The following is a 20,498-nucleotide window of genomic DNA, read 5'->3' as shown; positions in this document are numbered from 1 at the left end:
CTATTTCGTCGCGAACGGGTTTTTCTGGCTGCGCAGTGTCATCCGCACCGGCACTGCGCCAAAGCCCAGTTCGCGGCGGATGCCGTTGACCAGATAGCGGCGATAGCTTTCGGGCAGATCGTCCAGACGCGTACCGAACAGCACGAAGGTCGGCGGGCGGGTCTTGTTCTGCGTGATGTAGCGCAGCTTGATCCGCTTGCCGCCCGGCGCGGGGGGCGGATTGGCCTCCAGCGCGGTTTCGAACCAGCGGTTGAGCACGCCGGTGGACACGCGCTGCGACCAGGCGGTGCGCGTTTCAAAGGCGACGTGGATCAGGTCGTCCAGACCCTTGCCGGTCGCCCCGGATATGGTCATGATCGGCACGCCGCGCACCTGCGCCAGGCCTTCGTCCAGCGCCTTCTTGATGCCCTGGTACAGGGCCGACCCATGTTCGACCGTATCCCATTTGTTGAGGGCGACGACGAGCGCGCGTCCTTCCTCCAGCACCCGGTCGGCGATCTTGAGATCCTGGGCTTCCAGCCCGCGGGTCGAATCGATCATCAGTACGACGACTTCGGCGAAGTTGACCGCATTAATGCCGTCGGACACGGCCAGCTTTTCCAGCTTTTCCTGCACCTTGGCGCGCTTGCGCATCCCTGCGGTATCGATCAGGCGGACGGGACGCTCGACGCCTTCGCGGCTGGTCCACATCCAATCGACGGCAATGCTGTCGCGGGTAATGCCCGCTTCCGGCCCGGTCAGCAGGCGGTTTTCGCCCAGCAGTCGGTTGATCAGCGTGGACTTGCCCGCATTGGGGCGGCCGACGATGGCGAGCTTGAGCGGTGCGCTCTCGTCATCCTCGTAAAATTCCTTTTCATGCGGTTCGTCGCCCTCGCGCTCCAGATGGGGGAGCAGCGCCTGGAACAGGTCGGCCAGACCCTGGCCATGTTCGGCGGAAAAGGGGATGGGTTCGCCCAGGCCCAGCGAGAAGGATTCCATGACGCCGTCGTCCGCCGCCTTGCCCTCCGCCTTGTTGGCGACCAGCACGACGGGCGCATCATTGGCGCGCAGCCAGCGGGCGATTTCCTCGTCCAGCGGGGTGATGCCCGCGCGCGCGTCGATCATAAACAGGGCGACATCGCAATTTTCGACCGCCGCTTCGGTCTGCATCCGCATCCGGCCGGGCAGGGATTGGGCGTCCTCATCCTCGTAACCGGCGGTATCGACGATCGTGAAGTCCAGGCCCAGCAGATGCGCCTCGCCCTCCCGCCGGTCGCGGGTTACGCCGGGCTGGTCATCGACCAGCGCCAGTTTCTTGCCGACCAGGCGGTTGAACAGGGTGGACTTGCCCACATTGGGGCGTCCGACAATGGCTACTGTGGGCATCATGGAGGCCCGTTCCTTCCAATATCAAATCTGCGATATAAACGCCGTACTCCTGCGAACGCAGGAGCCCAGGGTTTTAGGTCACTTGCCTCACCCTAGGCTCCTGCTTTCGCAGGAGCACATGTTTTTTCTAAAATCGGCCTTTTAACGGTACGCCGTCAGCTTTCCGTCGTCGGCCAGGATATAGAGCATGTTGTTCGCCACGATCGGCGAAAGCGACATGGAGCGATCCACATCGACCGTCGATTGCACCGAACCGGTCGTGGGATCGACATAGACCATCTCGCCACGCGTCGACACGACGATCAGGCGACCACCGGCCAGCACCGGGCCGGTCCAGCGGATCGCCTTGTCTTTCTTCTTTTCCTTTTGCCAGCGGCGCAACTGGCTGACCCAGCGGATCTTGCCGGTGGCGCGCGCCACGCATAGCAGGCGGGCATCGCTGGTTACCGCAAATACCCATTCGCCCACCACGGCGGGGGTCGAAATGCCCGCAATGTTGATTTCCCACAGCCGCTGGCCGCTGGTCAATTCATAGGACGCCATGCGGCCGCCCTGGCCGATCGCGAAGACGCGGCCGCGGTCGATCACCGGGTCGGCGTCGATATCGGTCAGCGACGCCACGGCGGTCGAAATGCTGGTGCGCGACAAAGCGTCGCCCCACAGGCTGCGGCCATTTTCATAGCGATAGGCGCTGATTTCGCCTGAGCTATAGCCCGCGACCACCGTGCCCTGCGCGGCGGCGGGGGCGGCGACGCCGAAAATGCCCGTCACCTGCAACGTGCCGCTGTCGGTCCACTGGGTTTCGCCATCGGTCTGGTTCAGCGCGAAAATCTGGTTGTCCTGGCCCATCACATAGACATGGCCGTTTTCCAACGTCGGCGCGCCACGCAGCGGGCCGGACAGATGCTTCTTCCACACGATCGCGCCATCGGCCACGTTGAGCGCGAACACGTCGCCCAGGCCCGTGCTGGCGAACACCCGGTCGCCAAGAACGCTCACGCCGCCGCCGAACAGCGTGCGGCCGTTACCCTTGCCCTCAGACGGCAGGTTGGTTTGCCACAGCTTCGCGCCGCTCGCCGCGTCGAAGGCGATGACATGCGCGCCCGCATCCGTCACGAACAGCTTGCCGCCCGCGACGACCGGCGAGGCGGCCAGCCGCGCTTGGGGCGAACTGCCCTCGATCGATGCGGTCCACACCTGCGTCGGCGATCCGCCCAGCGACACATGGCCCATCGCCTTGGACGGATCACCGCCCGGCTGCGTCCAGCTGTCGTTGACATAAGGGGCGGGCAGGGTGACCGGCACGTCGGCCAGGCTGGGCTCGATTTCGACCCCCTGTTCGCTGTTCAGGATCGATACGCGATTGCCAACCACGGGCGTCTTGGGGCCGCCCTTCTTGCCGCCGATCACGCCGCAACCAGCGACCAGGGCGATCAGTGCGGCCATCGTTACGGTCCGGCCTATCGGTGCGAAGGCTTTCATGCTCGTCATTCCCATCCGCTCGATCATCCTTCGCTCGCCTCGGCCGGAATCTCGACCGCGTCGATTCCCATTAATCCTGCCATCTGACGCGCGCGTGAACGGATCGATTGCGGGACGTTCACGTCCTTCGCCATCGCTGCGAACATCGGCCCTGCCAGATCGGTCTTGCCCATCTTCATATAGGCGATGGCGACCAGTTCACCGGCGCTGCCGAACCATGGCGCGCCCTCGATCGCCAGCGGCTTTAGCCGGTCGACCACCTGCTGGGGCTTGAGGCTTTCAAACTCCAGCGCAGTCTGGCGGATCAGCGCCAGGTCGCGATAGGGCTGGTCCAACTTCGTGTCGGCGGCCATGGCGGCATAGAGGGCGACCGCGCCCTTCGTATCGCCCTTGCGCGATGCCACGCCCGCCTGCACCAGCAGCGCGGATGCGCGATAGCCCGGCTGGCTCGCCTTGGTCAGTGCGTCGAGCTCCTTGGCGTCGGGGGCTGCGCCGCCCGATGCCGCGCTCAGCACGCTGTCCATCTGCTCGGACACGGCTTCGGCCTGCGTCTTGCTATAATGCTGCCAGTAGAGCCAACCGCCAAAGGCGACCAGGCCGACGACCACGGCCACCAGAATCCAGCGGCCATAGCGTTCCCAGAAGGTCAAAAGCCGGTCCTGACGGACGGCATCATCGACCTCTCGCATGAAGGCTTCACTATTTTGCGGCGTCAGGGCCACGATATTCTCCGAGAAATGGACCAGCAACGGTGCCGGAAGGGGCGATCAATAGCGGTGCTTATGCCACAGGCAAATCAAATTTTGGGACGGTACACCTGATCGACGGTGGGAAAGCTGCGAGTCCGTACTTCAGCGGCGTAACGCGCGGCAGCGCCATCGATGGTTTCGGCGATATTTTCATAGCGTTTGACGAAGCGCGGCACCCGGTCGAACATGCCCAACATGTCTTCGGTCACCAGCACCTGCCCGTCGCAATGGGCCGACGCGCCGATGCCGATGACGGGCACATCCACGCTGTCGGTGATGGCGATGGCGAGATCCTCCATCACCCCCTCCAGCACCATCGCGAAGGCGCCCGCATTGGCGACGGCACGGGCGTCGGCCATGATCTTGGCATGCTCCTGCTGGCTTTTGCCGCGCGCGCCATAGCCGCCCAGCGCGTTCACCGCCTGCGGGGTCAGGCCGATATGTGCCATCACCGGGATGCCGCGCTGGCTTAGGAAGGCGATCGTTTCCGCCATGGCTTCGCCCCCCTCCAGCTTGACGGCAGCGCAGCCGGTTTCCGCCATCACCCGGCTGGCGCTGGCAAAGGCCTGCTGCGGCGAGGATTCATAGCTGCCGAACGGCATGTCGACCAGCACGACGCTGTGATAGCTGCCGCGCACCACCGCCGCGCCATGGGCGATCATCATGTCGAGCGTGACGGCCAGCGTAGAGGGCAGGCCGTAAATGACCTGGCCCAGCGAATCGCCCACCAGCAGCATGTCGCAATGGGGATCGAGCAACTGCGCCTGCCGCGCGGTATAGGCAGTCAGCATCACCAGCGGCTCGCTGGTCTTCCCCTCGAACTTGCGCCGCTGGATGGCGGGCACGGTCAGGCGCTTCATCGGCGCTGGGGTGGGATTGGCGCGGCTGGTCGCGGTGTCGAGCGTGAAGGTCGTGGACATGGACGCGCTCTACCGTAGCGCGCCGCGAGTCGCAAATGCCGGACGGGCCGGGGCGGCATGGTGCGCCGCCCCGGCCCGTCACGATCGCATCAGAAGGAGAATTTGATCGTGCCGCCCCAGGTCTGCGGATCGCCGACCTGGCCTGCGATCAGGCCGGTATTGCCCGGCGCGACCTGCAGATTTTCGATATAGTTCACGTCGAACGCGTTGCGGACCCAGCCGAACACATCGAAGCCTTCGCCGCGGAAGCCCGCGCGGAAGTTGGTCAGCGCATAGCCCTTCACCTCGGTATAGATGGATGGCGACGCATTGCTGTTCCAATGCGACCGGTAATTGCCATCGACGCCGACATAGACCTGGCCTTCCTTCGCCAGCAGCGTGACCGGAATGTTATATTCCGCGCCGTAGGAGAAGGCCCATTTCGACACGCCAGGCAAATCCTGGCCGGAAATGTCGCACTGGCGCGGGCTGAGCGCACCCGGCACGCCGGGCTGCGAATAATCCGCCGCCTGATTGGCGGGCTGCAACGTGCCGCCCGACAGTTCGGGCGGGCAGGGCGCGTTGGTGAATTTCTTATATTGAGCGTCGGTATAGGCGCCGTTGGCATAAGCGGTGAAGCGGTCGCTGGCGACGATCTTGAAGTCCGCCTCGATCCCTTGCGACCGCACCTTTTCCGCGTTCGCCAGGTAACCGCGCACCGTGCCGAACTGGCCGCCATTCACCGTCGCCTGGAAATTCTTGATGTCGGTGCGGAAGGCCGACAGGTTGAAGGTCGCCCGGCGATCCCAGAACTGGGTCTTCAGGCCGATCTCATAATGATGCACGCCTTCCGGCTTCACCGTACCCGCATCGTAATTGACCGTATTGTCGGCGTTGAGCGGCAGGCCGTTCTGGTTGATGCCCAGCGTCTTGAAGCTCTTGGCATAGGTGGCATAGGCCAGCACGTCGCGTGCGACCTTATAATTGACGTTGAAGTCGTAGGTGAAGTTCCACGCGCTGTCGGACGGCGCGCTGATCTGGGGCTGATAGACGCCGCACTGCGCCGCCAGCACCGATCCGGCCGCCGGGGTGGGCGTGCAACTGATCACCTGACCCTGGCCGTTGGTCACGATCCGTTCGTAAAAGCCCGACTTCTTGTCGTAATTCAGGCGCACGCCCGGCTGGATGGTCAGTGCGTCCGTCACTTTCCAGCTCAACTGGCCGAACAAAGCGGCGCTGGTGCTCTTCAAAAATTGCGTGTTGCTGGCGGTCAGACCTTGGAGAATGCTGGGATTGCTCGCCTGTGCGCCGGTCAGGCTCCAGCGGCTGGCGTCAGCGCCCTGCTGCTCGGTGCCCTGCGTGTCGATCCGCTGCTTGAAGCCGAACAGGCCAACCACGAAGTCGATCTTCTCGCTGTCATAATTATAGCGGAATTCCTGGCTATACTGGTCCTGCTGCGACGGGTTCTGCGACTTGGCGACGATCGACAGGCCGGTGAAGTCGCGGTCGTTTTCCGGCTTCCAGTCCCAGAAGCGCCAGGCGGTGACCGACGTCAGCGTGCCGGGGCCGACATCCCACTTCACCTTGGCGGACACGCCGCCGATCTTGTTGCCCGCGTTCAAGTTGGAATCCAGGTCGCTCAGCCGGTCATAGGGATTGGTGCTGGGCGTCGCATAATTGCGACCCGGATTGGCGGCATTGATCGCGGCGACCAGAGCGTCATATTGCCGGTTGAGCGCACGTTGCGTCTTGCCCACGCGCACAAAGGTCGTGCCGCAGCATTCCGGATCCTGCTTGCTGTAATCGCCCGACAAAGTGACGCTGAAATCGTCATTGGGCTTGAACAGCAACTGCCCACGAATGCCCAGATTGTCCTGCTCGTTGATCCAGCGGCGGCTCGTCACATTGTAGAGCGTGCCGCGACGGCTAGTCGAGGCAATGGCGACGCGCGCGGCGATCTTGTCCGACAGCGGGCCGGAAATGGCGGCCTTCGCCTGCTTGAGGTTCAGGTTGCCGACGGTCAGTTCCGCGCGCCCTTCGAAATCGAAGGTCGGCTGGTTGGTCGTGATGTTGATCGCGCCCGCCGTCGTGTTCTTGCCATAGAGCGTGCCCTGCGGCCCGCGCAGCACTTCCACCTGCGCCACATCCAGAAAGTCGAAGGTCGCAGCGGCGACACGGCTGTTATAGACGTCGTCCACATAAATGCCGACGCCCTGTTCGAAGCCGTCACTGGTCAGGCCGAACGGCACGCCCAGGCCACGGATGTTGACCGACGTGTTGCGCGGGTTGGTGGTGTAGACCTGAAGCGTGGGCGCCAGCTGCTGCAATTTCACGATGTTGAAATTGCCGGTCGCCTCGATGCTGTCGCCACGCACGACGGAGATCGCCAACGGCACTTCCTGGGCGGTTTCCTGGCGGCGGCGCGCTGTGACGACGATCACGTCGCCGCGCACATTGGCCTGTTCGGCATCCTGCGGGGCGGCCGGGGCCGCATCCTGCGCAAAGGCGCTGGGCGTGATGAAAGAAGCGCCCGCCACACTGGCGAGCAACAGGAAACGCGCAATCATGATATTCCCCTTTTATCCGAATGTCCGGTGATGTGATTGCGGCCTTTCCGGTCGCCCGGTCGGCCGATGTCTTCTGGGGGTGATGCTAATGATGCGGCTCACCCCCCGCCGCATGGGTCGTGCCCGACCCGAACCTATGCCCCCGGCCGTCTTCAGCCCGTCAAGCGCGTCTTTTCCGTCACGTCGATCTGCACCACGCGCGCGTCATGGACGGTCAGCGTGATCGATCCGAAGCGCAGCGCCTCCAAAACGCCGCGCACCTTGTCGATGCTGGCGGCGATGTCGGCGCGCTGGCCTTCCCGAATAGGACGCAGATCGATCGGTTTATGTTCGCTCATGGACACCTCTTTCCCGCTTAGTATCTCAACTCCAAAGATAGACAAAAAAGCAAATATAAGGGGCGCGCAAGTTTGTCTTGTCGCGCCCCTCGGGGTGAGCCTTCAAGGATAAAGTGCGGGGGCGCCGATCTGGCGGTCCTGCTGCGCCATGGGGAGGGCCGGGCGCATCTGGCGCATGGCCGACGCCTGTTCCTGCGCATTGTCGATCAGTCGTTCCAGCAGCGTCTGGCCGAACTGCCAATCGCCAAGGCCTGAATCCGCGTTGATATGCCCGGCATAGCCCGCATCGACGAACTGGCTGCCCCAATATTTGCCGACGCTATGGGCGCGTTCGAAGAAGATATAGGGATCGTCGCGGCTGGCGACGATGATCGAGGGGAAGGGCAGTTGCGCGCGCGGCGTGGGACCAAAGCCGCCGATCGTCTCGGGCGTTTCCATCCGGTCGCAATCGGGTGGCGCCACCAGCAGCGCGCCGGTCACCGGCCAGCCATAGGCTTGGCTCTGCAATGCCCCCCACCAGGCGACGGCCATGCAACCCAGACTGTGCGCCGCCAGGATGACGGGCGCATTGGCTTCGCGGATCGCACTGTCCAGCCGCGTGACCCAGGCGTTGCGATTGGGGCTGGCCCAACTGCCCAGATCGACTCTTTCGCAATCGCCGCGCGTGTCTTCCCATAATGTCTGCCAGTGGCCCGGCCCGCTATTGTTGAGGCCGGGGATGGTCAAAACGACCGGCTGGCGCGTGTCACCCGAAAAACCGAATCGCTCCATGGTCTGGTCCTCATCCTCGCTATCGAGCCTTACACAGTAATTCTATTTATCTGGTAGACAATGACCAAGCGATGAATTGTGGTGAAATCTAGGCAACCGGAAAGTCGTTTCGTCAACGCCAAAGCGGCCGGACCGGCACGATGCCAGACCAGCCGCTCGGCTGACCATGCAGGCCGGTTACCAGTGATAGATCATCCCATAATATTGGTACACGTTGCGGCCATAGCCATCGTCATAGTCGGGCCGTTGTTCGCCCGCATAATGGGGCGCATTGTCCAGCACTGCCTTGTCGAGGTCGATGACATAGCCGCCTTGTTCGGTGTCGTAGTTTAGCATCGACCAGGGCAGCGGATAATGGTCATTGCCGATGCCCAGAAACCCGCCGAAGGACAGCACCGCATAGCGGACCTGCCCGCTTACCTTGTCCACCATGAAGTTGGCGATCTTGCCCAGATGATCGCCCTGCCGATTATAGACGGCGGTGCCTTCTACCCGGTCGGACGCGATCAGCGCACCATGATTTTCCATGCTGGGGTCAGACATTGTCATGCTCCTGTGAAAAATGCAGCTATGCTGTGCAACCATGGGGAACCCGGCGGGGTTCCTCCGGCGCATCACAACGCATCATCATCGGGAGCAATAGCCATGAAAATCAATCGCAGCGGTTCGGCCGTCTGGACCGGCGGCCTGAAGGACGGGAAGGGCGCGATTTCGACCCAGAGCGGCGCGCTGGACGCCTATCCCTATGGCTTCGCCACCCGGTTCGAAGGGCAGCCGGGCAGCAATCCGGAAGAACTGATCGCCGCCGCCCATGCCTCCTGCTTCACCATGGCGCTCTCGCTGATCCTGGGCGAAGCGGGGCTGACGGCGGAGAAGATGGAAACGACCGCCGTCGTGACGCTGGAAAAACAGGATGACGGCTTTGCCGTGACCGCCAGCAAGCTGACGCTGAAAGCGACCATCCCCGGCACCGACGACGCGACGTTTCAGGATCTGGCGGGCAAGGCGAAAGCCAATTGCCCGATTTCCAAATTGCTGAAGGCCGATATCAGCCTTGAGGCGGAACTGCTGAACTGACGACCGGACGCCTGGCGCGGACATGTTCGCGCCAGGCGATATAAAGGCCGCTGGCGACGATCAGAGCAGCGCCTGCCCAGGTCGTCGCCATCGGCCAATTCTCGCCGATTGCGACGCCCAGCAGGGTGGTCCAGATGATCGTCGTATAATCCATCGGCAGCACCACCGACACCGGCGCCCAGCGGAGCGCCGCGGTCAGGCACAGTTGCGCGATACCGCCGAACAGGCCGATCACCAGCAGCAACCCCCAGGTCAGCGCATCATGCGCCTGCGCGACGAAGGGCATGGCGATACCCAGTGGGATCATCGACAGGACGGTGAACCAGAAGACGACGACGCCGGCCGCTTCGGTCCGGCCCAGTTCGCGCAGCACCAGGCTGACGCTGGCGGTGACCAGCGCGGCGGCGATGGCGACCGCGACGCCCTGCATCGGGAAATGGCCCGCATCCGGCCGCACGATCACCAGCACGCCCAAAAATCCGACCAGCACTGCCGCCCAGCGATGGATGCCGGTCGCCTCCCGCAGGATCAGCGCCGACAATATCGTACCGAAGATCGGCATGGTGAAACCGATCGTCGCCGCCTCCGCCGGGGGCAACAGGATGTAGGACAGGAAATTGAGCAGCATCCCCGTCAGCCCCAGCATCATGCGGCTGGCATGTACGCCGATCCGCCGAGTCCGCACGGTGCGCAGGCCGCCTGCCAACGCGACCCAGATCAGGATCATCGGCAGCGCCAGCAACTGTCGGTAGAATAGCGATTCGACGACATGCACGCCATGTTCGCTGGCCACCCGCACGGTCACGAACATGACCGACAGGCACAGCACCGCGATCAGGCGTAGCCCGATGGCGAAGAGCGGGCGATGGGGGCGGGCAGGGGCGGTCACGCCGCTGCCTTAACCCGGTTGCGTCGGGACGCAACCGGGCCAGTACTTATTTCAAATGCTTATTTCAGTGGCTTGCGGAATTTCAGCGTCATCCGGTCGCTTTCCCCGATGGCGAGATATTTGTCCCGGTCCACATCCTTCTGCGCCAGAACCGGGGGCAGGGTCCATACGCCCTTGGCCCAGTCGGCCGTGTCCTTGGGATTGGCGTTCACTTCGGACGCACCGACATATTCGAAGCCCGCCGCCTGCGCGATGCGGCGAATGGTGGAGACTTTGAGGTAACCGCTGCTCTTTTCCAGCGCGACGTCGCGGTCTTCGGGCAAGCGGTGATCGACCACGCCCAGTGTGCCGCCGGGCTTGAGCATGGTGAAAAACGCCTTGAAAGTCGCGGCCTCGGTTCCCGCCATCACCATATTATGGACATTGCGGAACGTCAGCACCGTGTCGACGCTGCCTGCTGGAATGGAGCCGACCTCTTCGGGATAGGCGACCAGCTTGACCTTGTCGTAGACGGTCGGCTTGGCGGTGAGGAAGCTCTTATACGCGTCCAGCCCGCGGCCAGTGGGCTGCACGGCGTAGAATGTGCCCTTGGCGCGCAGCAGGGGGGCCAAGATTTCCGAATACCATCCGCCGCTCGGCGCATATTCAACAACTGTCTGACTCGGTGTCACACCGAAAAAGGTCAGCGTCTCGGCAGGATGGCGATATTTGTCGCGGGCGAGGTTGGCGGGGGTGCGGCTGGGGGCGGCGACGGCGGCGGCGATTGGGGCTGCCGCTTTGTTGTGGCCGGCATGTTGGGCGACGGCGGCACCGACCGGCAGAATGGCGACGGCAGCAGCGATCAGGGCGAGACGGTTCATCGGGGACATCCTCTCTAGGGAGAGGGTGATGTGCCGGTCCCTTGTACCGGGCGCAAGGGGTAGCGAGAGAGAAATCCCTGCCAGCACCTAATCTCATACCAAAACGCGATGATTATGCTGCATCGGGGACAGTGATGGTGTTCCCCGGCGCAGGCCGGGGTCCAGTCCAGAGCGTAGAACTGGACCCCGGCCTTCGCCGGGGAACAACACGCTATTGATCCCTGGTCAATGCTTACAGGCAGGCTTCCAGAAACGGCTGGTCGAAGCCGAACATCCGCGCCTTGTCCAGCGTGTAGGGACGCAGGCCCATCGACCGATATTCGCCGATGATCTTTCCGCTGTCATCCTCGTCATGATATTCGAACTTGAACAATTCCTGCGTGACGATGACGTCGCCTTCCATGCCGATCACTTCGGTCACGTTGGTGACGCGGCGCGACCCGTCGCGCAGGCGCTTAACCTGGACGATCAAATCGACCGAATCGGCGATCTGCTTGGAAATGGCCTCCTTGGGGATTTTGATGTCCCCCATCAGGATCATATTTTCCATACGGCCCAGGCACTCGCGGGGCGAGTTGCTGTGGAGCGTACACATGGAGCCGTCATGGCCGGTGTTCATCGCGGCGAGCAGGTCGAAACATTCCGCGCCACGAATTTCGCCCAGGATGATGCGATCGGGCCGCATACGCAGGGCGTTCTTGACGAGATCGCCGATGGTGATCGCGCCTTGACCTTCCAGGTTGGGCGGGCGGGTTTCCAGCGGCAGCCAGTGCGGCTGTTGCAGACGCAGTTCGGCCGCATCCTCGATCGTCAGCACGCGTTCGCCCGGGTCGATCATCTTCGACAGCGCGTTGAGCATCGTGGTCTTGCCCGAACCCGTACCGCCCGAAATCACGATGTTGAACCGGCACGCACCCGCAATCTTCAGCGCGGTCGCCATCTTGGGCGACATCGCGCCCCATTGGGCAAGCATGTCGATGGTGATCGGCTTGGCGGAGAATTTACGAATCGAAATGGCAGTCCCGCGCAGCGAAAGCGGCGGCACGATCACGTTGACGCGGGAACCGTCGGGCAGGCGGGCGTCGGCCAGCGGCGTGGTCTGGTCGACGCGGCGGCCGACCTTGTTCACGATACGCTGGGCGATCTGGAACAGATGCTCTTCATCGCGGAACTTGATCGGCGCGATGACCAGCTTGCCCTTCTTTTCGATATAGGTCTGCTCCGGCCCGTTCACCATGATGTCGGTGATGTCCGGGTCGTTCAGCAACTCTTCGAGCGGACCCAGGCCCAGAAGCTCGTCCACCAGCACCTTTTCCAGCGCGAACTGCTCGCGCCGGTTGAGCGTCAGCTTCAATTCCGCCAGCACTTCCATGATGATCGGGCGGAATTCCTCCGCCAATTCATCCTTGGTCAGCGTCGCGGCGGCTTCGGGATCGACCCGCTCCAGCAGGCGGGGCAGCACCTGCTCCTTGATCTTGTGGACGCTCGCTTCGAAACCCTGCGGCCCGGCGTCGGGCACATGCTCGGCATTGGCGCGGTCGGACAGGCGCGCCATCGCATCGGCGTTGCGCTGCATCTGGTTGGTCGGCGCCGACAAGGGGTCGAACGCTATTTCGCCTGGCAGCGACGCGATGTCGAGCGGCGGGAACTGTTCGCCACCGCGCGACTCCTCCTTGGTGGTGCCCCCCTGCATCGGGCGGGCAACGCCAAAGCCGGACTTTATGCCGGCGGGTCCATTCTTCCGTCCAAAGGCGCTCATATGTCTCCGCCATTTCGTCGCGATCAATGTGATCTAGGTTGTGCAGGTGAATAGGGTGGAAACTTTGACAAATGGCTAATGCCGCGTTGACGTAATGCGAGTATCGCCAACAGCAGCAGCGCGACCAAGCTGATGGCGCTGCCCAGCGTCTCCTGCCACAGGCGCTGCCGTTCGACGCGATAGAGGCCCGGCGTCGCATCGAAATGCAGCAACGGCCCGCTGCTGGGCACGGGACGGCCGTCGCGCGTGACTTGCCAGATCGGGAAGGCGGCATGGCCCAGCGTCACCGGTCCCGCCCGCTCGACCACTATCGCGTCGCCACGCGGCAGCGCGCGCCACGGCGTCAGATCGACCCAGCGATCGTTCGGGCGCACGCGCGACAGGTCGAAGCCACGCGGCAGATATTCGGGCGCATCCGGCGCGACCCGCGCGATCAGCGCCTGATCGACGGGCTTGCGCAGAAAAGCGGCGGTCAGCAGGCCACCGAACAGATAGGGGAACAGCAGCAACACGCCCGCACCGACCAGCAGCGCCGGGCGCAACCGACTGCCCGCCAGCGCGGTGATCGCCGCAAACTCCGCAATGCAAAAGGCGCGCCAGGGAAATTGCACCTTGTTGAGCAAGGATATCTCCCAGACGAACGGGATGAGGCGGACGGACAGCAACGCCGTCACGATCGCGATCGCGCCCCATGGCGTCCGCGCCGCGGGCCAGGCGAGCAGGATCAGCCCCAGCGCCAGGCAGGGAAAGAGTTCGAAACTGCTGTTCCAGATCGACCAATCCGTCGCCCGATAATCCTGCACCCACAATAAGGATATCGACACGTGGGATTGCAGCGTCAGCGCCGGGATCAGGAAGAAGGCGGCCAGCGCAAAGGCCAGCACCCCCGAAACAATGGCTGATGGCAATATCGGCGCGCGCTGCCACAATCGCCACCCGATCAGCGGCGCGATCAGGAACAGGCCGGTCAGCATCGCCAGCGGCAGATGGCTGATCAGCAGGCCTGCATAGGCCGTCGCCAGCAGCACGACGCCCCGCCGGGCCGGAAGCCGGTCGATCGCCAGCGCGATCAGCGGCAGCCAGACGAACGCGGTCGCTTCCGCCAGCGCTCCGCGCACATAGATGTCATAGAGATGATAAGGCGCGGCCATATACAGCATCGCGCCCAGCAATGGCCGGGTGCCGCGCGTCGCCAGCCAATGATGCATTGCCAGGCCCGATGCCACCAGCAGCGCCAACCCGGTCAGGTTGACCGCCGTCGGCACGGCAAAGCCCACCGCATGGAAAGCGCCGCCGATCCAATAGGCGAAGGGCGGGTAGAAATAGAAGGTCGGACTGCCCAACCCTTCGAAACTACCGGGCAACCAGCGCTCGTAGAGATGACCGGCGGCCATTTCCTGCCCGAAATGCGCGGTCCACAGCAGATTATATTGGTTTGAATGGGTAAAGCCCGGCCCCCACAACAGGGCCGGCAGCATCAGCAGCACGCCAAATAGCGTCAGGATGCAGGCGGGGTGGCGAATGAGGGGCAGCAGGCGCAAGGGCATGACAACGCCATGCCGGAATATGGTAAATAAATCCTGTGCGCGGGTCAGGCGCTTACGCGGCGTTAACCATTTCGGCCGATAGCATCCCCATTCTCTGGGGAAAGTTGCGCGCGATGTCGACCCTGTCGATCGTCATTCCGGTCTATAACGAACAGGAGGCGATTTCCCTGTTCCTCGACGCGGCGCGCCCGGCGGTGGCTGATGCGCTGGCCCTGATCGGGCCGGATGCGCGCGCGGAATATCTGTTCGTGGATGACGGCAGTTCCGACCGTACCGGCGATATCATCGCCATATTGGCACGGCTGAATCCGGATGTGCGCTGCCTGTCCCTGTCCCGCAATTTCGGCAAGGAAGCCGCGCTGGCCGCTGGCATAGACCATGCGGTGGGCGACGCCGTCATCCCGATCGACGTGGATTTGCAAGACCCGCCCGCTGTTATCGTCGATATGGTGCGCGCCTGGCTGGCCGGTGCGCAGGTCGTCAACGCCCGCCGCATCGACCGGTCCAGCGACAACTGGCTCAAGCGGACGAGCGCACGCGGCTTCTACGCATTGCTCAACCGGCTGTCCGATCATCCAATCCCGGAAAATGTCGGCGATTTCCGCCTGCTCGATCGCAAGGCGGTCGATGTCGTCAAGCAGCTGGGCGAACAGGCGCGGTTCCACAAGGGGCTGTTCTCCTGGATCGGCTTTCGCGTCGCGACGGTCGATTATGTCCGTGCCGCGCGCGGGGCTGGCACGACCAAATGGCGGCTGGGCAAGCTATGGTCGCTGGCGATCGACGGCATCACCGCATCGACCACCATGCCGCTGCGCATCTGGTCCTATATCGGCGGTGGCATCGCGATGCTGGCCTTTGCCTATGCAGCGTTCCTGGTGCTGCACACGATCATCACCGGCGTCGACGTGCCCGGCTATGCGTCGATCATGGTCGCGGTCCTGATGTTGGGCGGGCTTAACCTGCTCAGCCTTGGGATCATCGGCGAATATCTGGGGCGGGTCGCACGCGAAGTGCGCAAGCGACCGCTCTATGTGGTGGACGCACATAGTCCGATCCACCCCAATCACCTGCCTGAAAAGGATGAGACATGGACCGATCAGCCTATGCGAGCATGAGCGCGCAGGAGGGGAGCCATTGGTGGTTCGTCGCCCGTCGCGCCATATTGGATCGGCTGATCCGCACGCAGATGGCCCTGCAGCCGGGCGCGCGTATCCTGGAGGCCGGGTGCGGCACGGGCGGCAATCTGGCGATGCTGGCCGACCATGGCGGCGTGGAAGCGCTGGAATATGATGGGGAAGCGCGGGCGCTGGCGACGGCGCGCGGCGTTGCCCGTGTGGAACCGGGCATGTTGCCGGACCGGATCGGCTTTGGCGATCAACGCTACGACCTGATCGCATTGCTCGACGTGCTAGAGCATGTGGAGGAAGATCGCGCATCGCTGGCCGCCTTGCGGGATCGGTTGGCACAGGGCGGGCGCATCCTGCTGACCGTGCCGGCAGTGCCTTGGCTCTGGTCCGATCATGACGAACTGCATCATCATAAACGCCGCTATACCTTGTCGGGATTGCGCGCGGTCGCGCAGGCCGCCGGGCTGAAGGTGGAATCGGTCGGCTATTTCAACAGCCTGCTTTTCCCCATCGCGGTCGCCACACGCACGGCGCACCGGCTGCTGCGCCGTAAAGGTGGGCTAGACGCGGAACCGTCGCCGCCTGTCAATCATGCCCTCCGGATCATATTCGGCTGGGAACGCCATCTGCTCGGCCGCATTCGCTTTCCGATCGGCCTGTCGCTCTACGCGATATTATCGGCCTGACGCATCGTCGGGATGATGCCAATGCCCGTCCCAGCAATGGGCAGGCTCTTGTGCGTCCACCGGCGTTGGGTGCACCGGGCGGATCGCGCGCGGCACCGCGTCCAACGGCGCAAGATAGGAACCCATGGGGAAGCGGCCGAAGCTCTGCTGCCAGGCTCTGATCACGCTGCATCGCACAGTCGGTGCGGCAGGATAGACGAGTGCGCGACGCACCTCATGCCAGCCGGTGATGGCGCCGATCAGCAGCGGCACGATCAGCCACGGGCGGCTGCGCGGCGCGTGGATCAGGGCGTCGGCGAGCATGACCGCCAGGATCGTCAACGCGCTGATCGACGCGCGCATCATGAAGTCGATCGACCAGCCGACCTGGACGAACGGGATAGCCAGCAGCCACAGCGTCAGCAGCGCCAGCGTATCGCGCCCGAAGCGCGGGCGGCGGACCAGCAGCGCCAGCGGCGCGGCGTAGACCAGCACCTCCAGCAGTTCGAATATGCCCCATTGCACGGGGGCGACCGCCATCCACCGCGCACCCACCCCGTCATTCGCCGCGCCCAGATAAAGGAGGCCGGGAATGGCAAGCAAAGTCGCCAGTGCCGGCAGTGCGATATCGCGGACCTTGAGTTCGCGGCGCAGCAGCGTCTGCACCCCCGCCAGGACAGCGAACGGCATCGCGCCCATCAGCCCCAGCGGCGACCACAGCGCCGTCAGCGGCAATAGCGCCAATGTCACGCCCAATGGCGCCTTTCCCCGGCGCCAGAGCAGATAGGCCAGCGCGCCGATCCAGCCGGACAGCGCATGTTGCGGCACCCAGAAGGCCAGGGTGATGGTCGAACTATATTGAAGATAGGCCCAGTTTTCGAGATGGTCCGACAGGCCGCCGCGAAACAATATGCGGCCCAGCGCATCCAGCCCGGAAAATCCGATGACGACGACCAGCGCCACCCAGCGTGCGCGGCGCGTATCGAACAGGGTGGAGCCGAGCGCCAGCACGCTCCCCAGCATCAGGCTATTTTGCACCAGCAACGCGATGTCGCCCGCGCGGCCTCCCAGCGCCTTGGCGATCAGGGCAGGGGCCAGGAACATGCTGATCGGCGCGCGCAGCACATCGGGGGTGGTGCGCGCGGTATAGACGAAGGGCCAGGGATTGACGACCATGTCTCGCATCGCCGCCAGCCGCACCTGCCAATCGATATTGGCGTAGAAGAAACGCCCTTCGCCCCCCAGCAGCAGCAGCAGCAGCGAAATGGCGATACAGGTCAGCAGCGTTGCGGGCGTCGGCCCGGCAAAGCCGCGCGTCGCCCGCATGATCGACCAGCATAGCGCACATAGCGACAGGCCGCCCAAGGCATAGGCCGCGACCGGCATGACATCGAGGAAGCGCCACAACAGCAACTGTCCGATGCCCAGCCAGGCCGCGATCGCCGCGATCAGCCAGCCGCCGGGGATGGCGCGCGCCGTGGCGGACAGGGGCGACATGGCAGGGGCGGGCGCGGCGGTCATCGGACCTGTTCCATGGCAAGGAAGTGGCGAGGCAGCAATGCGGGAAATGGCGGAAGCGGAACGAAGCGGTTCCCGATACGCTTCATCCGCAATTCATCGCCGCAAGCGCAGACGAGCGATCGGAATATTTCCGTTGAGTTTCCAAATATGAGCAGAGGATTTCCCGTGATTGACACTGCCCATGGGCAGGCATACCGTCCAAGGGTGCGGGAATGGTTGCGTCAGCGGTATCTCGACTTACTCGGGTCGATCTACATTTATAACGAGCATCGCGGCTATACGGCCATCGATCGCGTGCTGGAGGCGATCCGCGTCCGCTCGCCCGACGACATCGCGCTGATCGCAGCGGTGGAGCGGCATCGCGCCGACGAACGCAAACATTATCTCATGTTCCGGCGCTGGTTCGAACTGCGCGGCACGATGCCGCTGCATGTCGATCGCGCCTGCGGCCATATTGATCGCTTCGTGGAGATCATGTTCCATCGCGGTATCGATCAGCTCGACACCCAGGGCGTGATCGACAATGACGACCAGTTCGAAAAATTGTGTCGCATCATTTCCCTGACGGAAAAACGCGGCTTCAAGCAGGTGGAGACATTGCTCGCCCATCCGCTGGTGCGCGACGACAAGGTGCTGATGAAGATTTTCGCGATCGTTCACCGCGATGAACCGAGCCACTGGGCGCCCTATGACGACTGGTTGCGCAGCCATCACCGGCGTGAACACACGCGCTGGGAAAAGGCCGTGGACGGCTTCATCCATAGCGAATTATTGTTCCTCAAACTGCCGCTGCTGTTCCTCAATCCCTTCATGCGCCGACGTGCGGACTGGCCCGATGCCGCCGAGCGGATGGAAGCGGTGACAGCGCATTTCGACCTGGCCTGAGCCTTTGCTGGATGAAGCGGCGCGCGCGCCTGACGGGCCTGCGCGCGGCGGCCTGACCGCACGGCTATTGTCGCGTAAGGCGGCGACGATGCTGTGGCGCAACACCGTCGTGTCCTGCCTGGTCTTCGCGCTCAGCCTGGCCCTGTTGTGGGTGCTGGTCGAATTTTTCAGCATGAAGCGCGTGTTCGCGGCGGGGATCGGTTTCGTCGCGGCCAATTCGCTGCATTATGCGCTGGGCCGCCGCTGGATCTTTCGCGGGACCGACCGGGCGATCGCCAGCGGCTATATCTATTTCCTCGCCAGCGGCGGACTGGGGCTGGGCATTACCATGGGCTTTTACGCGCTGCTACTGCACTATACGCCAATCCACTATCTGCTCGCACGCATAGTAGTGTCGGTCTTCGCCGGGCTGGTCATGTTCGCGCTCAACGCGCTGCTCAATTTTCGTCGCCTCTGATGCGTATCGCTCTCTTCACCGGCAACTATAATTATTTGCGCGAAGGGGCCAATCAGGCGCTCAACCGGCTGGTCGGCTGGCTGGAGGCGACCGCCGGGCATCAGGTGCGCGTCTATTCGCCGGTGACCGACACGCCCGCCTTCGAACCGGCGGGCACGCTGGTGCCGGTCCCGTCGTTTACCTTGCCGGTGCGCGGCGAATTTCAACTCGCCCTTGGCCTGCCCGCCGCCATCCGCCGCGACCTTGTGCGCTTCGATCCCGACATCGTCCATGTCGCGACGCCGGACATATTGGGCACGCGCGCCCAGAGTTTCGCCAAGGCGCGTGGCGTGCCGATCGTCGCCAGCCAGCATACCTTGTTCGAAACCTATCTCGAACATTATCGCCTGGGCTGGCTGCGCCCGCTGGCCGAGGCGCATCTGGCCCGCTTCTACCGCCGCAGCGACCATGTGCTGGTGCCGACCGACCAGCTTGCCGGAGATATGCGCCTGCTGCGTTGCGACGATGCCGTGAGCGTATGGAGCCGGGGTGTTGACCGCGCGCTGTTCGATCCGGCGCGTCGCGACCCAGCCTGGCGCCGGGCGCTTGGGATAGGCGACGGTGAGATCGCGCTGCTCTTCTTCGGACGGCTGGTACGGGAAAAAGGCGTAGCCTCTTTCATCGCAGTCACTCGACAGTTGCAGCGACAGGGCTTGCCCGTGCGCGCGCTGGTCGTAGGGGAGGGACCGGCCCGCCGCGATTTCGAAGCGATCGGCGACGCGATCGTCCTGGGGCATCTGGAGGGCGAAAGCCTGGCCCGCGCCGTCGCCAGCGCCGATATCTTCTATCACCCCAGCATGACCGAGACGTTCGGCAATGTCGTGCTGGAGGCGATGGCGGCGGGCTTGCCGATCGTCGCGGCGGACGCGCCGGGTTCGCGCGCTTTGCTGGACGACGGCCGCGCCGGGCGCCTATGCCCGCCTTTGGATGAAGCAGCAGCCTGCACGGCCGTCACCGCATTGGCGACATCCCTTGCGCAACGGCGCGCATTGGGCGCTCTGGCGCGGGAACGTAGCGCGCTTTATGCCTGGGACGCCGCGTCGGCGGCCGTCGAACGCGTCTATCGCACCATGCAAAAGGGACGCCATCGGCGCCCCTCCTGACGACCACGCCGCAACCGGCAGGTCGAATGTCCTTCCGATCAGCCGGCCTTTTCAGCGAGGACGGTCAGACCCTTTTCATTCACCTCGGCAAAGCCACCTTCGACCGGGATGATCTCCGGCGCGGCGCCCGCCGATGCAAAGATCTGGATGTTACCGTCGCGGACCGTCGACATGAAAGGCGCATGGCCTTCCAGCACGCCGAAGTCGCCGTCAGTGCCGGGAACGACCACCTGATAGACCTCTTCCGAGCGGAACAGCTTTTCCGGGGTCACGAGTTCGAAATGCAGTGCCATCAAATAAACTCCCCCCTCCCTTTTAAGGGAGGGGCCGGGGGTGGGTGCGATTGCGCAGCAATCGCCTGCAACCTTTGGGGATAGATGCACGCTCGTTTCGCT

The 20,498-nt window shown here is 63.7% G+C and carries 20 protein-coding genes; 6 read left to right on the top strand and 14 right to left on the bottom strand.

The features are described 5' to 3' along the window. From der to U5A89_RS14540, 8 genes are all read right to left on the bottom strand, one after another. A complete protein-coding gene (der, locus tag U5A89_RS14575) occupies positions 1-1,368 on the bottom strand; it encodes a ribosome biogenesis GTPase Der (protein ID WP_338161787.1) in 1,368 nt (455 codons plus the stop codon). A 141-nt stretch (positions 1,369-1,509) separates the two neighbouring features. Then, positions 1,510-2,877, bottom strand: coding sequence for an outer membrane protein assembly factor BamB family protein (locus U5A89_RS14570; protein ID WP_338161786.1), 1,368 nt, complete (start codon positions 2,875-2,877; stop codon positions 1,510-1,512). Further along, on the bottom strand, positions 2,874-3,572 hold the full coding sequence (locus U5A89_RS14565; protein WP_338163067.1) for a tetratricopeptide repeat protein: 699 nt from the start codon (positions 3,570-3,572) through the stop codon (positions 2,874-2,876). The genes U5A89_RS14570 and U5A89_RS14565 overlap by 4 nt, the downstream gene beginning before the upstream one ends. Positions 3,573-3,646: 74 nt before the next feature. Beyond that, positions 3,647-4,519 (bottom strand): 3-methyl-2-oxobutanoate hydroxymethyltransferase, encoded by an 873-nt coding sequence (panB, locus tag U5A89_RS14560; RefSeq protein WP_338161785.1) that lies wholly within the window; start codon positions 4,517-4,519, stop codon positions 3,647-3,649. An 89-nt stretch (positions 4,520-4,608) separates the two neighbouring features. Continuing rightward, on the bottom strand, positions 4,609-7,065 hold the full coding sequence (locus tag U5A89_RS14555; RefSeq protein ID WP_338161784.1) for a TonB-dependent receptor: 2,457 nt from the start codon (positions 7,063-7,065) through the stop codon (positions 4,609-4,611). Positions 7,066-7,217: 152 nt separating this feature from the next. Next, on the bottom strand, positions 7,218-7,403 hold the full coding sequence (locus U5A89_RS14550; RefSeq protein WP_338161783.1) for a YezD family protein: 186 nt from the start codon (positions 7,401-7,403) through the stop codon (positions 7,218-7,220). Between the two features lie 102 nt (positions 7,404-7,505). Next, on the bottom strand, positions 7,506-8,174 hold the full coding sequence (locus tag U5A89_RS14545) for an RBBP9/YdeN family alpha/beta hydrolase (RefSeq protein ID WP_338161782.1): 669 nt from the start codon (positions 8,172-8,174) through the stop codon (positions 7,506-7,508). 177 nt (positions 8,175-8,351) lie between these two features. Beyond that, positions 8,352-8,717 carry a PRC-barrel domain-containing protein gene (locus tag U5A89_RS14540; RefSeq protein ID WP_338161781.1) on the bottom strand — a complete coding sequence of 122 codons (366 nt, stop codon included), beginning with the start codon at positions 8,715-8,717 and terminating at the stop codon, positions 8,352-8,354. A 102-nt stretch (positions 8,718-8,819) separates the two neighbouring features. Between U5A89_RS14540 and U5A89_RS14535 the strand changes: the two genes are divergently transcribed. Beyond that, complete coding sequence (locus U5A89_RS14535; RefSeq protein ID WP_338161780.1) at positions 8,820-9,251, top strand: OsmC family protein; 432 nt, start codon at positions 8,820-8,822, stop codon at positions 9,249-9,251. Here U5A89_RS14535 and U5A89_RS14530 read toward each other — a convergent pair. The 4 genes from U5A89_RS14530 to U5A89_RS14515 all read right to left on the bottom strand — a co-directional run bounded on the left by U5A89_RS14530 (position 9,223) and on the right by U5A89_RS14515 (position 14,306). Beyond that, complete coding sequence (locus tag U5A89_RS14530; RefSeq protein WP_338163066.1) at positions 9,223-10,101, bottom strand: DMT family transporter; 879 nt, start codon at positions 10,099-10,101, stop codon at positions 9,223-9,225. The genes U5A89_RS14535 and U5A89_RS14530 overlap by 29 nt on opposite strands. Positions 10,102-10,199: 98 nt before the next feature. Continuing rightward, positions 10,200-11,000 (bottom strand): class I SAM-dependent methyltransferase, encoded by an 801-nt coding sequence (locus tag U5A89_RS14525; protein ID WP_338161779.1) that lies wholly within the window; start codon positions 10,998-11,000, stop codon positions 10,200-10,202. A gap of 232 nt (positions 11,001-11,232) precedes the next feature. Then, positions 11,233-12,759 (bottom strand): TadA family conjugal transfer-associated ATPase, encoded by a 1,527-nt coding sequence (locus U5A89_RS14520; protein WP_338161778.1) that lies wholly within the window; start codon positions 12,757-12,759, stop codon positions 11,233-11,235. Positions 12,760-12,782: 23 nt separating this feature from the next. After that, on the bottom strand, positions 12,783-14,306 hold the full coding sequence (locus U5A89_RS14515) for an integral membrane-like protein (protein WP_338161777.1): 1,524 nt from the start codon (positions 14,304-14,306) through the stop codon (positions 12,783-12,785). Positions 14,307-14,419: 113 nt separating this feature from the next. On the opposite strand from U5A89_RS14515, the gene U5A89_RS14510 reads away from it, so the two are divergent. Together U5A89_RS14510 and U5A89_RS14505 are read left to right on the top strand one after the other, a co-directional pair. Beyond that, complete coding sequence (locus tag U5A89_RS14510) at positions 14,420-15,421, top strand: glycosyltransferase family 2 protein (RefSeq protein ID WP_338161776.1); 1,002 nt, start codon at positions 14,420-14,422, stop codon at positions 15,419-15,421. Next, a complete protein-coding gene (locus U5A89_RS14505; protein WP_338161775.1) occupies positions 15,394-16,119 on the top strand; it encodes a class I SAM-dependent methyltransferase in 726 nt (241 codons plus the stop codon). Before U5A89_RS14510 ends, U5A89_RS14505 begins: the two co-directional genes overlap by 28 nt. Here U5A89_RS14505 and U5A89_RS14500 read toward each other — a convergent pair. Continuing rightward, on the bottom strand, positions 16,108-17,619 hold the full coding sequence (locus tag U5A89_RS14500) for a hypothetical protein (protein ID WP_338161774.1): 1,512 nt from the start codon (positions 17,617-17,619) through the stop codon (positions 16,108-16,110). The genes U5A89_RS14505 and U5A89_RS14500 overlap by 12 nt on opposite strands. A 165-nt stretch (positions 17,620-17,784) precedes the next feature. Here U5A89_RS14500 and U5A89_RS14495 point away from each other — a divergent pair, with 165 nt between their 5' ends. The 3 genes from U5A89_RS14495 to U5A89_RS14485 are packed head-to-tail and all read left to right on the top strand — an operon-like array spanning position 17,785 to position 20,103. Further along, positions 17,785-18,504 carry a ferritin-like domain-containing protein gene (locus U5A89_RS14495; RefSeq protein WP_338161773.1) on the top strand — a complete coding sequence of 240 codons (720 nt, stop codon included), beginning with the start codon at positions 17,785-17,787 and terminating at the stop codon, positions 18,502-18,504. A 4-nt stretch (positions 18,505-18,508) separates the two neighbouring features. Next, entirely contained in the window at positions 18,509-18,961 is a 453-nt protein-coding gene (locus tag U5A89_RS14490) for a GtrA family protein (protein ID WP_338161772.1), read from the top strand. After that, complete coding sequence (locus U5A89_RS14485; protein WP_338161771.1) at positions 18,961-20,103, top strand: glycosyltransferase family 4 protein; 1,143 nt, start codon at positions 18,961-18,963, stop codon at positions 20,101-20,103. The genes U5A89_RS14490 and U5A89_RS14485 overlap by 1 nt, the downstream gene beginning before the upstream one ends. A 38-nt stretch (positions 20,104-20,141) precedes the next feature. Here U5A89_RS14485 and U5A89_RS14480 read toward each other — a convergent pair whose 3' ends face one another. Further along, on the bottom strand, positions 20,142-20,396 hold the full coding sequence (locus U5A89_RS14480; RefSeq protein WP_338161770.1) for an ATP synthase F1 subunit epsilon: 255 nt from the start codon (positions 20,394-20,396) through the stop codon (positions 20,142-20,144). Positions 20,397-20,498 lie beyond the last annotated feature (102 nt).

Origin of the sequence: Sphingobium sp. HWE2-09 (assembly GCF_035989265.1) — a bacterium.
In the GTDB taxonomy this organism is placed as follows: domain Bacteria; phylum Pseudomonadota; class Alphaproteobacteria; order Sphingomonadales; family Sphingomonadaceae; genus Sphingobium.
Note: the sequence above shows the minus strand (reverse complement) of the source record. Positions and strands in the feature narration are given on the sequence as shown.

Bases quoted from the DNA above. Each gene is read 5' to 3' on its own strand.
- U5A89_RS14550 (WP_338161783.1), bottom strand. From the start codon at position 7,403: ATGAGCGAACATAAACCGATCGATCTGCGTCCTATTCGGGAAGGCCAG.
- U5A89_RS14570 (WP_338161786.1), bottom strand. From the start codon at position 2,877: ATGATCGAGCGGATGGGAATGACGAGCATGAAAGCCTTCGCACCGATA.
- U5A89_RS14500 (WP_338161774.1), bottom strand. From the start codon at position 17,619: ATGACCGCCGCGCCCGCCCCTGCCATGTCGCCCCTGTCCGCCACGGCG.
- U5A89_RS14485 (WP_338161771.1), top strand. From the start codon at position 18,961: ATGCGTATCGCTCTCTTCACCGGCAACTATAATTATTTGCGCGAAGGG.
- U5A89_RS14535 (WP_338161780.1), top strand. From the start codon at position 8,820: ATGAAAATCAATCGCAGCGGTTCGGCCGTCTGGACCGGCGGCCTGAAG.
- U5A89_RS14510 (WP_338161776.1), top strand. From the start codon at position 14,420: ATGTCGACCCTGTCGATCGTCATTCCGGTCTATAACGAACAGGAGGCG.
- U5A89_RS14555 (WP_338161784.1), bottom strand. From the start codon at position 7,065: ATGATTGCGCGTTTCCTGTTGCTCGCCAGTGTGGCGGGCGCTTCTTTC.
- U5A89_RS14520 (WP_338161778.1), bottom strand. From the start codon at position 12,759: ATGAGCGCCTTTGGACGGAAGAATGGACCCGCCGGCATAAAGTCCGGC.
- U5A89_RS14480 (WP_338161770.1), bottom strand. From the start codon at position 20,396: ATGGCACTGCATTTCGAACTCGTGACCCCGGAAAAGCTGTTCCGCTCG.
- U5A89_RS14525 (WP_338161779.1), bottom strand. From the start codon at position 11,000: ATGAACCGTCTCGCCCTGATCGCTGCTGCCGTCGCCATTCTGCCGGTC.
- U5A89_RS14515 (WP_338161777.1), bottom strand. From the start codon at position 14,306: ATGCCCTTGCGCCTGCTGCCCCTCATTCGCCACCCCGCCTGCATCCTG.
- U5A89_RS14545 (WP_338161782.1), bottom strand. From the start codon at position 8,174: ATGGAGCGATTCGGTTTTTCGGGTGACACGCGCCAGCCGGTCGTTTTG.
- U5A89_RS14540 (WP_338161781.1), bottom strand. From the start codon at position 8,717: ATGTCTGACCCCAGCATGGAAAATCATGGTGCGCTGATCGCGTCCGAC.
- der (WP_338161787.1), bottom strand. From the start codon at position 1,368: ATGATGCCCACAGTAGCCATTGTCGGACGCCCCAATGTGGGCAAGTCC.
- panB (WP_338161785.1), bottom strand. From the start codon at position 4,519: ATGTCCACGACCTTCACGCTCGACACCGCGACCAGCCGCGCCAATCCC.
- U5A89_RS14505 (WP_338161775.1), top strand. From the start codon at position 15,394: ATGGACCGATCAGCCTATGCGAGCATGAGCGCGCAGGAGGGGAGCCAT.